This is a genomic window from Roseovarius sp. MMSF_3359, from assembly GCF_030733385.1.
Taxonomy (GTDB): domain Bacteria; phylum Pseudomonadota; class Alphaproteobacteria; order Rhodobacterales; family Rhodobacteraceae; genus Roseovarius.
Map to the genome: position 1 here is coordinate 41,004 of NZ_JASHJC010000019.1, position 14,858 is coordinate 55,861.

13 protein-coding genes are annotated in these 14,858 nt (G+C 61.0%); 1 reads left to right on the top strand and 12 read right to left on the bottom strand.

Annotated features, from left to right (window positions below):
• Positions 1–5: 5 nt before the first annotated feature.
• From RBB29_RS20185 to RBB29_RS20240, 12 genes are all read right to left on the bottom strand, one after another.
• Positions 6–410, bottom strand: a complete 405-nt coding sequence (locus RBB29_RS20185) for an ACT domain-containing protein (RefSeq protein ID WP_306116704.1) — start codon at positions 408–410, stop codon at positions 6–8.
• A complete protein-coding gene (mraY, locus tag RBB29_RS20190) occupies positions 410–1,492 on the bottom strand; it encodes a phospho-N-acetylmuramoyl-pentapeptide-transferase (RefSeq protein ID WP_306116703.1) in 1,083 nt (360 codons plus the stop codon). Before mraY ends, RBB29_RS20185 begins: the two co-directional genes overlap by 1 nt.
• On the bottom strand, positions 1,493–2,932 hold the full coding sequence (gene murF / locus RBB29_RS20195) for a UDP-N-acetylmuramoyl-tripeptide--D-alanyl-D-alanine ligase (RefSeq protein WP_306116702.1): 1,440 nt from the start codon (positions 2,930–2,932) through the stop codon (positions 1,493–1,495).
• Positions 2,929–4,413 (bottom strand): UDP-N-acetylmuramoyl-L-alanyl-D-glutamate--2,6-diaminopimelate ligase, encoded by a 1,485-nt coding sequence (locus RBB29_RS20200; RefSeq protein ID WP_371931532.1) that lies wholly within the window; start codon positions 4,411–4,413, stop codon positions 2,929–2,931. Before RBB29_RS20200 ends, murF begins: the two co-directional genes overlap by 4 nt.
• 21 nt (positions 4,414–4,434) lie before the next feature.
• Entirely contained in the window at positions 4,435–6,219 is a 1,785-nt protein-coding gene (locus tag RBB29_RS20205; protein WP_306116700.1) for a penicillin-binding protein 2, read from the bottom strand.
• Positions 6,216–6,560, bottom strand: coding sequence for a cell division protein FtsL (locus RBB29_RS20210; protein ID WP_306116699.1), 345 nt, complete (start codon positions 6,558–6,560; stop codon positions 6,216–6,218). The genes RBB29_RS20205 and RBB29_RS20210 overlap by 4 nt, the downstream gene beginning before the upstream one ends.
• On the bottom strand, positions 6,560–7,543 hold the full coding sequence (gene rsmH, locus RBB29_RS20215; protein ID WP_306116698.1) for a 16S rRNA (cytosine(1402)-N(4))-methyltransferase RsmH: 984 nt from the start codon (positions 7,541–7,543) through the stop codon (positions 6,560–6,562). Before rsmH ends, RBB29_RS20210 begins: the two co-directional genes overlap by 1 nt.
• A gap of 3 nt (positions 7,544–7,546) precedes the next feature.
• Positions 7,547–7,996 carry a division/cell wall cluster transcriptional repressor MraZ gene (locus tag RBB29_RS20220; RefSeq protein WP_371931533.1) on the bottom strand — a complete coding sequence of 150 codons (450 nt, stop codon included), beginning with the start codon at positions 7,994–7,996 and terminating at the stop codon, positions 7,547–7,549.
• 693 nt (positions 7,997–8,689) lie between these two features.
• Positions 8,690–9,469, bottom strand: coding sequence for an IclR family transcriptional regulator (locus RBB29_RS20225; RefSeq protein ID WP_306116696.1), 780 nt, complete (start codon positions 9,467–9,469; stop codon positions 8,690–8,692).
• Between the two features lie 15 nt (positions 9,470–9,484).
• Entirely contained in the window at positions 9,485–10,840 is a 1,356-nt protein-coding gene (locus tag RBB29_RS20230) for a TRAP transporter large permease (RefSeq protein ID WP_306116695.1), read from the bottom strand.
• Positions 10,840–11,511 carry a TRAP transporter small permease gene (locus tag RBB29_RS20235; protein ID WP_306116694.1) on the bottom strand — a complete coding sequence of 224 codons (672 nt, stop codon included), beginning with the start codon at positions 11,509–11,511 and terminating at the stop codon, positions 10,840–10,842. Before RBB29_RS20235 ends, RBB29_RS20230 begins: the two co-directional genes overlap by 1 nt.
• A 203-nt stretch (positions 11,512–11,714) precedes the next feature.
• Entirely contained in the window at positions 11,715–12,947 is a 1,233-nt protein-coding gene (locus tag RBB29_RS20240; RefSeq protein ID WP_306116693.1) for a TRAP transporter substrate-binding protein, read from the bottom strand.
• A gap of 115 nt (positions 12,948–13,062) precedes the next feature.
• Here RBB29_RS20240 and RBB29_RS20245 point away from each other — a divergent pair, with 115 nt between their 5' ends.
• Positions 13,063–14,658 (top strand): GMC family oxidoreductase, encoded by a 1,596-nt coding sequence (locus RBB29_RS20245; protein WP_306116692.1) that lies wholly within the window; start codon positions 13,063–13,065, stop codon positions 14,656–14,658.
• The last annotated feature ends 200 nt before the right edge of the window (positions 14,659–14,858 follow it).

Here is a 14,858-nt window from a genome sequence, read left to right on the forward strand (position 1 = left end):
GCGGCCTAACTGCGCGCGGCCAGCCCCGTCAAGATTTCCATCGCGCGCGGCGCATCAACGGCAGGCACGAAGGCATGATCGTGATGGTACGCGGCCACCATGTTGCATGCGATCCCCTGCTCTGCCAAGACCCCGGCCACCGCCGCGGTCAGCCCGACCCCATCCAGCGCGGAATAGACGTTGAGCGTGATGCGCTGCATCGGCAGGTCGCTTGCAACACCCAATGCCCGCGCGGCCTCGTCAGGCAGCACGAGGGATATCCCCTCGGCCTCGGTAAAACTGGCGATGGCGTGGTCGCTTGCGGCTTTGGCGACCTCTGCGTCCGCGAAGGTACAGAAATGGTAGATCACCGGATCAAGCTCGGGCGACATGCCCGAAATCATCGCGCGCCTGTCGCGGACGGGCGGCATCAGCGAACCTTGAGCGTGGCGAGACCGATCATCGCGAGGATCAGCGCGATGATCCAGAAGCGGATCACGATCTGCGGCTCGGCCCAGCCCTTTTTCTCATAGTGGTGATGGATGGGCGCCATGAGGAACACGCGCTTGCCGGTACGTTTGAAATAGATCACCTGAATAATGACGCTAAGCGCCTCAACGACGAAGAGCCCCCCAACGATGCCCAGGACGATCTCGTGTTTCGAAGCCACCGCGATGGCCCCTAGAGCACCGCCAAGGGCCAGCGACCCGGTATCGCCCATGAAAACCGCCGCGGGCGGTGCGTTGTACCACAGGAAACCAAGCCCGCCGCCGCAGAGCCCCGCCACAAAAACCAGGATCTCCCCGGTACCCGGCACGTAGTGGACGTCGAGATATTCGGTGAAGTCGACCCGCCCCACCGCATAGGCAATCAGCCCAAGCGTCCCGGCGGCGATCATCACCGGCATGATGGCCAGCCCGTCAAGGCCATCGGTCAGGTTGACCGAGTTCGCCGCGCCCACGATGACGAACATCGCGAAGGGGATGAAAAGGAAGCCCATGTTGATGAGCGTGTCCTTGAAGACCGGCAGGGCGAGCTTGTATTGCAGCGCGTCGGGATGGGCGAGCGTGGCCCAGTAGGCCGCAATCCCCGCGATCAGGAACCCAAGCGCCAGGCGCAGCTTGCCCGGCACGCCCGAAGAGGTCTGTTTCGAGACCTTGGCGTGATCGTCGAGATAGCCGATCATACCAAAGGACATGGTCACGAAAAGCACCAGCCAGACAAACGTGTTGTCGAGCCGCGCCCATAAAAGCGTCGAGGTGAGCAGCGCACCCACGATCAGCAGCCCACCCATGGTCGGCGTGCCCGCCTTGGCAAAATGCCCCTCGGGGCCGTCATCGCGGATCGGTTGGCCCTTGCCCTGCTTGCGCCTGAGCACGTTGATGAGCGGCTTGCCAAAGAGAAAGCCGAACACAAGCGCCGTCAGGAACGCACCGCCAGACCGGAAAGTGATGTAGCGGAAGAGGTTGAAGAAATCCCCGCCATCTGACCACAAGGTCAACCAATAGAGCATTTACGCGTCCCCTCTCTGGGCATCCATCACCCGGCCTGCCTTGCGCAGGGCTGTCACCACCTGGCTGACAAAACTACCCTTGGAGCCCTTGACCAGCACGACGTCACCGGCGTCGATGATGCGGTGCGCCTGTTCTGCCAATTCCTGCGCGGAGTCAACATGCCTGCCGCGCTTTGGCTCCGGCAGTGCGTCCCAAAGGTGACGCATCCGGGGGCCGACGCAGTGAATGACGTGCAGATCGGCGATAAAGGGGAGCTCGGCAATCTCGGTATGAAGCGCCTCTTCGTCCGGGCCGAGTTCGAGCATATCGCCCAGAATGGCGACCCGGCGCCCTTTCGAGACGCGGCCGATCCCGTCACGTGGTTGGGCGGCGGCCAGCACTTCAAGTGCCGCGGCCATCGAGGTCGGGTTGGCATTGAAGGCGTCGTCGATCAGGTCAAAGCTCAGATCTTCATCGGCGTTGTCCAACGATACGACCTCCCGCGTGCCCCGCCCGGACGGCGGCATCCAACCCGCGATATCCATCGCCGCCATGCCCGCATCCGCGCCCAGGGCGTCAACCGCTGCCAGGACACCCAGACCATTCATCGCGAAATGCCGTCCGGCGCTGCTTATCTTGAAAACGACTTTCTCGCCTCCGATCGTGGCCTGCACGATGGTCTTGTCATCGCTGAGGCTCACGCGGGCAAGCGTGCAATCGGGGCTGGCCTCGCCAAAGCCGATGATCTCTGCTTCGACCGAACGGGCCTTGTCCAACAAGATCGGCGTCGTCGGCAGGTCCATGTTGACAATGGCGGTGCCAACCGGCTCCAGCCCGTCAAAGATCGCCGCCTTTTCATGGGCGATCCCCTCGATATTCTCGAAGGCTTCGAGATGCGCCGCCGCCACGGTTGTGATCATCGCCACATGGGGCCGTGCCATGCGGGCAAGCGGTGCGATTTCCCCGGGATGGTTCATGCCGATCTCGATCACGGCAAACTCGGTATCCGCCGGCATCCGCGCAAGCGTCAGCGGCACACCCCAATGGTTGTTGTAACTGGCCTCAGCCGCGTGGGTTTTGCCTTGTGTGCTCAGCACATCGCGCAGCATTTCCTTGGTCGAGGTCTTGCCAACCGATCCGGTCACAGCAACCACCTTTGCACCGGTCCGCGCCCGCGCCGCCTGCCCCAGCCTTTCCAGCGCGGGCAAGACATCATCAACGATCAAAAGCGGTGCGTCGGGATCTACGCCTTCAGGGATATGGCTCACCATCGCCGCCGCCGCGCCTTTTTCCAACGCCTGCTCCACGAATTCATGCCCGTCGCGAATGTCTTTGAGCGCCACGAAGAGGTCGCCCGGGGCAATCGTGCGGGTGTCGATGGAAACACCGGTGGCCTGCCAATCGCCCTGCGCCGTGCCGCCGGTGGCCACCGCCGCCTCGCTGGCGGTCCAAAGGCTCATGCGAGGCCCCCGTCAAGCGCCGCCACGGCCACGCTGGCCTGTTCGCTATCATCGAAGGGCAGCACGTCATCGCCGACGATCTGCCCGGTCTCATGCCCCTTGCCCGAAATGAGCAGCGCATCGCCAGGGCCAAGCGCGTCGACCCCGCGCAGGATTGCCTCGGCCCGGTCGCCTACATTAGTGGCCTCAGGGCAGCCCTCCATCACCGCCGCACGGATCGTCGCGGGGTCTTCGGAGCGCGGGTTGTCATCGGTCACGATCACCAGATCGGCGTTCTCCGCCGCCGCCTGCCCCATCAGGGGCCGCTTGCCCGGATCACGGTCACCGCCCGCGCCGACGATGGCAATCATCCGGCCCATCACATGCGGGCGCAGCGCCTTGAGCGCGGTCGCGACCGCATCGGGCGTGTGCGCGTAGTCGACAAACACCGCTGCGCCGTTTTCGCGTGTCGCGGCAAGCTGCATCCGCCCCCGCACCGTTTTCATATGCGGCAAGGTCTCGAACACGCGGTCCGGGTCGGCCCCGGCTCCGATACAGATCCCGGCCGCAAGCAGAAGGTTTTCCCCCTGGAACCCGCCGATCAGGTCGAGCTTGACCTGGTGCACTTCGCCCAGCCAGGAAAAGCGCAGCCGTTGCCCCGTCGCCTCGAACCGCTGCCCCTCAAGATGCAAGTCGGCACCGTCGCTGCGGCCCACGGTGATGATGTTCTGCCCTCGCGCCCGGGCGATGGCCAGAACGTCGGTGCCGCGGGCATCATCCATGTTGATGACCGCCGTGCCGTCTTCGGGCAGGACACGGGCGAACAAACCAGCCTTGGCGGCGAAATATTCTTCGAAATCAGCGTGGTAGTCGAGGTGATCCTGCGTGAAATTGGCAAACCCGGCCACCGCCACCCTCACCCCGTCAAGCCGCCGCTGCGCCAGCCCGTGGCTTGACGCCTCCATCGCCGCATGGGTGATGCCCGCCGCCTCGGCCTCGGCCAGGACGCGGTGCAGGGTGATAGGTTCGGGCGTGGTATGGGCCAGGGGCGCGGTAAATGCGCCCTCGACGCCCGTGGTGCCCAGATTGATCGCTTCAAGCCCCAGTTCGATCCAGATCTGGCGCGTGAAACTCGCAACGGAGGTTTTGCCGTTGGTGCCGGTCACGGCGGTCACGATCTCGGGCTGCGCGCCAAACCAGAGGGCCGACGCATAGGCCAAAGTCTGGCGCGGGTCTTCGGCCACGATCAGGGCCACGTCGCGCTCGGCCAGTTCCTCATGCGCAATCCGCGCGCCCATCGTGTCGGTCAGGACCGCCGCCGCGCCCATGCGCAGGGCATATTGGATGAATTCGCCGCCGTGAACGCGCGTACCGGGCAGTGCCGCAAAAAGGAAACCGTCCTTGACCTCGCGACTGTCCACGGCAAGCCCGGTGATCTCGGCCTTGCGCCCACCTTGCGCCGTCAGGCCCAACTCGTCGAGTGATTTGATCTGCCCCACCACCGTTGCCCCCTTATCCCCGGGTCAATTGGATGTAAGGGTTATACCGCTTAACTCGGCAGGTTCAATCTCTGGCCTCAGCCCCAGAAGCGGTGCGACGCGGCGGGTGATCTCGGCCGCGACCGGCACGGCGGTCCACCCGGCGGTGCGGCGCGGCTCCTTGCCCGAAGTCTCGACCGGTTCGTCAAGCGTCACCACCAGCACATATTGCGGGTCATGGGCCGGGAAGAAACTGGCGAAAGTGGCGATTACCTTGTCCTTATAATAGCCGCCCCCGCGTTCCTTGGGCTTGTCGGCGGTCCCGGTCTTGCCCGCCACCGCATAGCCTTTCACCTCGGCAAAGCTCGCGGTGCCTTCGGTCACCACCTCGCGCAGCATCTTGCGCGCCGCCGCCGCCGAGCGTTCCGACATGACCCGTGGCCCCAATTGCGCGCGCGGTTGCCGCAGGAGCGTTGGCGTGACCAGCGTCCCGCCATTGGCAATGGTCGCGTATCCCGCGGCGAGGTGCAGCGGGCTTGACGAAAGCCCATGGCCGTAAGAGATCGTCATTGTCGAAATCTCCGACCAATTCCGCGGCAGGAGCGGCTTGCCACCCTTTGCCTCAACAATCTCAAGCGGTGTCGGGTCGAAAAAGCCAAGGCTGCGCAGGAATTCCTGCTGCCGCTTGGCCCCGATCATCTGCGCAATCCGCGCGGTGCCGATATTCGACGATTTGATGATGACGCCGCTGACGCTTAACTCCTTGCCATAGTTGTGAAAATCACGGATGCGATGTTTGCCCCACACCAACGGCCCCTTGATGTCGATGATGGTTGACGGGTTCACAAGGCCAAGCTCCATCGCCTGCGCCACCGCGAAAATCTTGAAGGTACTGCCCAGCTCATAGACACCCTGCACCGCGCGGTTGAAAAGCGGGCTGTCCGACGGGCTACCCTCCACCGGCGGCTGCGGGCGATTGTTGGGGTCAAAGTCCGGCAGGGAGGCCAGAGCGATGACCTCGCCGGTCTTGATATCCATGAGAACAGCGGCGGCCCCCTTGGCGTTCATCAGCTTCATGCCACCGTAAAGCACCCGTTCGGTCGCCGACTGGATCGACAAATCAAGCGACAGACGCAGCGGTTCATGCCCGCGCGCCGGATCGCGCAGGCGCTCATCGAACTGCTTTTCGATACCCGCCACGCCGATCACCTCGGCCGCATGCACACCCTCGCGGCCAAAACTCGCCCCGCCCAACACATGCGCGGCAAGACTTCCGTTGGGATAGAGCCGCATTTCGCGCGGCCCAAAAAGCAACCCCGGCTCGCCCAATTCGTGCACTGCCTGCATCTGCTCCGGGCTGATTTTCTTCTTGATCCACAGGAACTTGCGCTTTCCGGTGAAATCCTTGACCAGCCGGTCGTGATCGAGATCCGGGAAGATTTCGGCCAGCCGTTCTGCCGCCTTGAGCGGTTCGATCATCTGCTGCGGCTGCGCGTAAAGGCTGTGCGTCTGGAAGTTGGTCGCGAGAATGCGGCCCTTGCGGTCGACGATATCGGCGCGCTCCGCAATGATGCTGGCCCCCGCGATGGAACTGCGCGGCTCTGTCGGCTCGGACGAGGCCAGAACGCCCATGCGTCCGCCCACCACGGCAAAGGCGCAGAAGAACATCGCCCCCATGACCAGAAGCCGCCCCTCGGCGCGGGTGCGGGCGCGGTCACGCATCTCTTCGTGGCGCAGGCGGATATTTTCACGCTCGATCGCGTCGGGGTTTTCGCCCTTGTTGCGGGCGTCGAGAATGCGGGCCAGCGGGCGAAGCGGCGTGCGGATCATTCGGCAAGCTCCAGGTTGATGACGTCCACGGGATCGGTGATCGGAAGCAGGTCTTCGGGCGGATAGGCCACCTGATCGACCTTGCCGAACTGGTAGGGTTGCAGCGGCAGAAGGCCCAGCTTGTCAAAATTGATCTCGGCCAGATCGCGCAGTCGATCTGGGCGGTTGAGATAGGCCCATTCGGCATTGAGCACTCTAAGCCGCTGACGTGCCTGGGAAATATCGCGTTGCAGCTTCTCCGCCTTGCTGAGCGCCTCCTGCGTCTCGTAATTCTCGTGATAAGCCCAGAATGCGAGGCCAATCACGGTCAAAGCGGTCATCACATAGAAGAAACTACGCATCAGATCTCCCCTTTTAGAAGTGGCATGCCGATGGATTTGCGGTCGGTCTTGCCCGGTGCAGCGTCGGTGCGGATGGCGACGCGCAGCTTGGCGCTGCGGGCGCGTGGATTTGCGGCCAACTCGTCCGCATCCGGGCCAATGGCCTTGCGGCTTTTGAGCGTGAATTGCGGCTCGGCCGCTTTTGTCTCGGGCGCATGGCGGCTACCGCGCCCACCCCCGCCGGAGCGGGCCTGGAAAAAGCGTTTGACCATGCGGTCTTCGATCGAATGGAAGGTCACGACCGCAAGCTGCCCGCCGGGTTTCAACGCCCGTTCCGCCGCCTCCAGCCCGCCCAGAAGCTCGCCATACTCATCGTTGACGGCGATGCGGATCGCCTGGAAGCTGCGTGTCGCGGGATGCGCCTGACCGGGCTTGGCGCGCGGCAGGCATTTCTCAACGATATCCGCAAGTTGCAGCGTGGTCGTAATGCGCCCCTCGCCCCGGGTCTTTACGATGGCGCGGGCAATCCGACGGCTGGCGCGCTCCTCGCCATAGAGGTAGAGGATGTCGGCCAGGTCAGCCTCGGACGCATCACTTACAAGGTCGGCGGCGGATGGCCCTGCCTGGCTCATCCGCATGTCGAGCGGCCCGTCTTTCATGAAGGAAAACCCGCGATCCGCCTGGTCGAGCTGCATGGAACTGACCCCCAGATCGAGCACTACGCCATCAAGATCACTGGCGTAGTCATCAAGCTCGGAAAAGACCCCCTGCACCAGCTTGAGCCGTTCGCCATACTCACCGGCCCAGCCCCCCGCCATTTCAAGCGCCAGCGGGTCACGGTCCACACCGATCACCCGATCCGCGCCAGCCTCAAGCAGTGAACGCGCGTAGCCGCCCGCGCCAAACGTGCCGTCAAGCCAGGTTCCTCCAATCGGGGAACACGCGGCGATCAGGGGGGCGATCAGCACCGGAATGTGGGGGATATCGGCGGCAGCACTCCCCATGGATCAATCCCCGCCGGGGGGGCTGATCAGGGAGAGAGGATCGTAATCCTCGGGCATGTTTTCGAGCCAGGCATTGGTCTCTGCCGCCTCGACCTCTTCATAGGTCTGGGCATTCCAGATCTCGAAATAGTCACCCATCGCGACCATTACCGCTTCGCGCTCAAGTCCGATCTGCTGCCGCAGCCGCTGCGGCAGAACGATGCGACCGTCCTTTTCAATCTCCGTGTCCCAGGATTTCCCGAGGATCAGGCGACTGGCGCGCTTGCGCTCAGCAGAGCCGCGCGGCAAACGGCGAATGCCATCTTCGATTTCAGCCATGGCATCAATGGTATAGGCGTGGAGACACCCCTTCAGGTGGGGGCCGTGCAGCACGACAAGGCGGGGGAGCGGATTTTCCGGGCATCGCGGGTCACCATCGGCCAGCACAGCGCGAAAATCAGCAGGGATCGACATGCGACCCTTGCTGTCAACCTTCTGGTTGAACTCGCCTCTGAAGCTGAGAACCACTGTCCCGTTTGCCTCTCTCCCCCCAACGAACCTCTTAAACACGAAACGGCGGATTGAGCTGCTGCCACTGCCCAATCCGCCGCCCTCGTCCCGCTATGCGGGGTGTGTCCAGCTGCGCGCGCCACCTGGGGGGATGTCTGCTCGCCCGCGCGCCGGATCCTTAATTTCGATGAAAGCGGGTGCCTGTATGAAACCTGACTTGGGAGTTTTGTTTCGGGGTTCTTTAGTTGCCCCTTGTCTTCCCGTCCTCATCTTGAATACAGGGATGCCATGGGAATTCATGGAAATCAATAAAAATATGCGCCTTATGAACACATCATCTTGTTTCACACACCCTTCCAAAACAACATAATGTGGGTGAAATTTCCAAAATACCGCACTACCTGGTGCTCCAGATCACCTAAAATACTATATATAGATCTTTTCGAAGCCAACTTGGCAGTGAAAATTTTTCCCGCGAATTCCCAAATTTTTTCCACTGTTAGCTCAATTGACGAATAAAACCCAGGCAAAACGGATCAAGTTTCGGGAAAACCTGGTGAATCACCGCGCAACTAACGCCCTGATTCGATACATTGCGGGACACGGCTCAGGCTTTGGCCCGAAAATCCCATGAAATCCCGAAAGCGATTGCGGTGGTTATTCGACGTTCAGCTTGGAGAGCTTTTCCGCCCCGGCCTTCAGCACCGGTAGCGCCGTCAGAAGATCTTCGAGGGTGCGCCTTGGCACCGGCACGTGAACCGACAGCGTGGCGACCAGCCTGCCCTGCCCGTCCGTAACCGGCACCGCCGTGGCGGTCATCCCGGTCATGAATTCCTCGTTGTCGATGGAGTAGCCACGCTCCCGCGTCAGATCAAGCTCACTGCGCAGCGCATCCGGTGTGGTGATCGTGCGTTCCGTGAGCGCCTCCAGCGGGTCCGCCGCCAGGTATCCCTCCAGCATCGAGGGTTTGAGCGACGACAAGTACATCTTGCCGCTGGCGGTGCAGTGAAACGGCACCTGCGTCCCGACGGGTAATTGGATTCTGAGCGGCCAATGGGTTTCAACCCGGTCGAGATAGACCATCCCTTCCCGATCCGGCGTGGCGAGGTTGCATGTCTCACCGACCTCTTCGGCCACGGATTTGAGGATCGCCAGGCGCGCGGTGCGCATATGCTGCGACGACATGACGTTGACCGACAGATCCCGGAGCCGTGGCCCGGGACCGTAGGACCGCCCGTCCAGATCACGCTGCAGGAAGCCTTCGGCCTCGGCGGTCTGAAACAGGCGGTGCACGGTGGGCTTGGGCAGGCCAATCAGCTTGCCGATCATCGCCGGTTTGACCGGCACCCCTGCCCGAGCGACTTCTTCCAGGATCATGAGCAATCTCAAATTGGTTGGGATCTGCTCGTCTTTACCTTTCAGATCGTCGTCGGGCATGGGCAATTCACTTCATCAGTTGGGCAACAGGAACAATGCGAGTTGCGGCGTCAGTGCGACAATGATCCACACAAAGATCAGTGAGAACAAGTACATCGTCGAGTAACGCAACAACCGGAAATATGGAACACCTGTTACACCGGATGCCACATAAAGGTTAAGCCCATATGGAGGCGTGATAAAGCCGATGGATGCCCCCACGAGGAAGATCACCGAGAAGTGGATCGGATCAACACCGACCGATGCGGCAATCGGGGCCAGGATCGGCGCCATGATGATCGTGACAGGCAGACTTTCGAGAATCATGCCGGCCACGAAGACCATCGCCATCGACGTGAAGAGCACCGGATAGTAGCCGCCCATGCTGGTCACGAAACCGCCGATCGTTTCCTGTGCGCCGAGCAGCGACAGGATCTGCTGCATCACGACCGACACGGCAATGAGCGGTGCAAGAATACCGGTGATCTGTGCCGAGCGCACCACGATGGAGGGGATCTCGGGCAAGGTGAAGCCTTCGACCACGAACATCGAGGAAATCGACTTCTGATCAATCGGCGTGTTGGAATCCGAGCCCATGAGCTTGTTCAGCGGATAACTGACAAGGCCCACGATGATGCCAAAACCAACCGTCACACCCGCCGCTTCGGTGGGAGAGAACTTGCCGGTGTAGATACCCCAGAGCACGAGGCCGATGGCGAAGAAGCCCAACCAGGCCCCAATCGCGGTCTTGACGATCCGCGTCGGGCTGATGCTGATCAGGATACCCCATTTATTGAGCGTGCAGACAACAAAGCAGACCGCCATCATCGCCATGACCATCAGGACACCCGGAATGATACCGGCGAGGAAGAGCTGACCCACCTCAAGGTTCATCAGGAAGCCATAGACAATGAAGATGATCGACGGCGGGATGATGATCCCGACGGTGCCGCCCGCCGCGGCGGTGGCCGCTGAGAAGCGTTCGTCATAGCCGCCTTTGACCATTTCAGGGTGCAGCATCGAGCCGATCGTTGCGGTGGTGGCCGAGTTCGACCCCGAGATCGCGGCGAAGAGGCCGCAGGCCCCGATGGAGGCCATCGCAAGACCGCCGCGCAGCCAACCCAGACAGGCATAGGCATAATCGGACAATCGTTTTGCGATCCCTGACTTGTTGATCAAGTCACCGGTCAGGATAAAGAGCGGCATGGCGAGAAGCGCAAACCCGTCCTTGAAGACGTTGAGCATCTCGGCCCCGGTATTGTCCAGCGTCAGATCGAGGACAAAGCTACAGCCGATCACCCAATAGAAGATGATGAGCAGTACCGGCGTGCCAAGCATGAAAAGAAAGGTCACGCCGAGCGAGATAAGTGTGATCCATGTTCCGTCAGACATCAGACATCCCCCCCGATGACAGCTTGTTCAATAAGCGGTTTGCCCTGGCGGAAGTTCGACAGGTCTTCGAGCGTGTTTTCGACAACCCGGCCCGCCATCAGGATGAAGCAGACGGGCATCGTCACAAGGAACCACCAACGCATCACGTTGTCTGTCCCCAGCACGATGGCGAAGTTATCGTAGGTATTGACGGTGACGCGCGCCGTGGTTGTCACGACGATGATGCAGAAGACAAACCACAACAGGTTGTCCAGCATCAGGCAGGTCAACTGCCCGGAGCGGCCCATCTTGGTGCGGAACTCGTTGAAACTCAGATGCGTCCGCAGTTTGACGTTATAGGAACAGCCATACCACGCCATGATCATGAACAAGAGCGGCGGGATCGTTGTGGACCAGGGAACCTGAGACGCAAAGACGAATCGCTGAATCACACCGACAAAGATGATGAGCGCGATGATGATGTAGGTATAAACGATAACGGAACGTTCGAAATTCCGATCAATCCACGGCACTTTCTTGTAAAGGAAGTACGTCAGAATAGCGCCGATGACGGTCAAAGGACCAAATACAAACCAGGCGGCCTCGGACCGATACGCCTGCACAACCTTGAAATCAATATCTCCACTCAGCGTCGCTGTAACGATTGTGACCATATCCGACCAAATCGACATGTCGCGCCCCTCCCTATGTTTCCTCACCTCATCCTGCTCAAAGAGCGTTGGCGGATCAAAGCAATTTCAGCTTTGGCAACGGGTTTTGTCTTGCTCCTCCGCATGGACAAAACACCGCAACAACGCCTCAGCCTACCTGAAAGCGATAAAAACAAGCCGGTTCGCGAGAAACGAACCGGCTCATTTTAACTGTTAAGCCGGTATCAGGCTTTCCACCAGCGACGTGGCTCGACGTTCTCTGGCAGCGTATCTTCTTCGATCTCACGCGCGATGTCGTAGATCTCCTGATACGTATCCAGACCGCCGGACCAGCCGTTAAGACGCGAGCGCCATTCTTCCCACAGTTGGGGCTGGAACTCGGGCGAGCACATCTCTTCGGCCTTGCGGCGCTCTTCCTTGGACAGGAAGGCATTGCGCACGTTGTTCTGGGCGAAGATGGTGTTCGGCAGCTGCGGATCGGACAGACCAACCGTTTTGACCAGTGCCGCTTCGTTCGCTGCCTGCACGTGGGTTTGCGCCCAGTAGGAGCTTTCGAGAACAGCGTCCTGCAACTCGCCGCCAAGGCTGTCGAAGACGCCGGCGTTCATCGCCGTGTGCTCGGTGCCGCAGAAGAAGTCGAGATGCACGGATTGGGACACAACCGGTGACATGTTGGCGTAGGCCACGGCCGATGCCCATGTTTCCGCCCCGTCGATCAGGCCCTGCTTGAGGCCGTCGAGGGTTTCTTCCCACGCAACCGGAACCGGGTTCAGGTTCAGCGCGGTCATCGCGATCCGGCCAAGCTGCGTGCCCGTGACGCGGTTCTTGGTGCCGAACAGTTGCTCGATGCTGGTGACGGTTTCCTTGTCTTCCCACGCGAGGCCCAGCTGGATGCCGCGCAGTTCAGCGTGCGAGAACAGGAACTTCAGGCCATGACGCTTTTCATAGGGGTCACGCAGCAGTTCCACCGACTTCGGGTGGTAGAGGAAGTGGTACTGGTCCGCACGGCTCCGGAACATGAACGCGTAGTCCAGAACGTTCAGATAGGGCGCACCACCGGCAGAGTTCTGCGTGGAGGCGGCATAGATGTCGACAATGCCCTGCTGCGCCTTCTCAACGCAGGAAACCTGACCACAAATCTGGTTGTCGCCGATGAACTCAACGCGAATCTCACCGTCTGTGCGGCTTTCCAGGTCGCGGGCGAATTCCAAAGCACCGGCGCGTTCGATCAACAGGTTGCGCGCATTGAAGCCCGCCGCCCCGAACTTCAGCTTGAATTTCGGCTCCTTGGCGAATCGTTTTTCGTAGGTTGATTCGGCCGCTTTCGCCAAGTTGGCCAAGCTCATGGCCCCCCCGAAGGTTCCCGCCGCAAGCAGCGTGGAACTCATCCCGTACTGCCCTGCTAGCTTGAACACATCGCGGCGCGATATGCGGTCTAGTTTATTAAATACACTCATTTGGTTCCTCCCGTGAAGTGTTTCATTGGTTGAGACTTTTAGTTTCAAAAAAGACTAGTATATTTTTTCGAACCTGCCTAGAATTATTTTTGAAAAGATGTGGAGGGCGAGAAAGATGGAGGCAGATTATGTAGTCGTCGGGGCGGGTTCGGCCGGGTGCGTTCTGGCCAATCGTCTCAGCGCCGATCCCAAGAACAGGGTGCTCCTGCTTGAAGCGGGGGGCCGGGACCTCAACCCATGGATACACATTCCTGTCGGGTATTTCAAAACCATTCATAACCCTAAGGTTGATTGGTGTTACAAGACAGAACCCGATCCGGGGCTGAATGGCCGCTCCATCGAATGGCCGCGCGGCAAGGTTTTGGGCGGATCATCCTCGCTCAACGGATTGCTCTATGTGCGCGGACAGCCGCAGGACTACGACCGGTGGCGGCAGATGGGCAATGCTGGCTGGGGATGGGACGATGTGCTACCCCTCTTCAAGCGCGCCGAGAATAACGAACGGGGCGCCGATGAATTTCATGGCGATCAGGGTCCGCTTTCGGTGTCGAACATGCGCATCCAACGGCCCATCACCGATGCCTGGGTCGCGGCGGCGCAGGCGGCGGGATATGCGTTCAACCCCGACTACAACGGCGAAAACCAGGAGGGCGTGGGGTTTTTCCAGCTCACTTCCCGCAATGGCCGCCGGTGCAGCGCGGCGGTGGCTTACCTGAACCCGATCAAGAAGCGCGAAAACCTGCAGATCGTCACCCATGCGCAGGTCGACAAGATCGAAATCCACGGCGGTTGCGCCACCGGTGTGAGCTACAAGGACCGCAGCGGCAAGCTGCAGACCGTGACCGCAAACCGCGAAATCGTGCTCTGTGGCGGGGCCATCAACTCGCCACAACTTCTGATGCTGTCGGGGATCGGCGAGGCGGAACAGCTCGCGGAACATGGCATCCCGGTCATCAAGGACCTCAAGGGCGTCGGCAAGGGCATGCAGGACCACCTGCAGGCGCGGCTTGTCTACAAATGCAACGAGCCGACGCTGAATGACGAGGTCAGCAGCCTGTTTGGCCAGGCCAAGATCGGGTTGAAATACGCCCTCTTCCGCGCCGGGCCGATGACCATGGCCGCAAGCCTTGCGACCGGCTTCCTCAAGACAAACGAGGATCAGGAAACACCGGATATCCAGTTTCATGTGCAGCCGCTCTCGGCAGAAAATCCCGGCAAGGGCGCGGACAAGTTTTCCGCCTTCACCATGTCGGTCTGTCAGCTCCGCCCCGAAAGCCGTGGCGAGATTCGCCTGGCCAGCAGCGATCCGCGCACCTACCCCAAGATCATCCCGAACTACCTGTCGACCGAAACCGATTGTCGGACCATCGTCGAGGGCGTCAAGATCGCCCGCACGATCGCCCGCCACGCGCCGCTGACCTCGAAGATCTCCGAAGAGTTCCGGCCCAATGCCGATCTAGAGATGGATGACTATGACGGCACGCTCGACTGGGCGCGCAACAACACCGCGTCGATCTATCACCCGACGGGGACCTGCAAGATGGGCAATGGCGAGGATGCGGTCGTGGATGCGCGGCTTAGGGTGCACGGCATCCGCGGTCTCCGCGTGGCGGATTGTTCGATCATGCCCGAGATCGTATCGGGCAACACCAACGCACCCGCGATCATGATCGGCGAGAAAGCCAGCGACATGCTCCTTGAGGATCGGTGACGGCGGTAATCCTCCGTCTGCCGGTGCGCCTCATCGCCGCGCCCTGGCCCACCAGCGCCGAGTTTCGTGCTCGAATACAGGCGTTGCGGGGCTAAGCGGTCCGTCAATCGCCATTGCAACAGAGGGCATCGCCCGACCGCGGGTGGGCGCACCCAGGTGGTGCATCGCACTTTATGGTGACGCATACCTCCAACGATGGT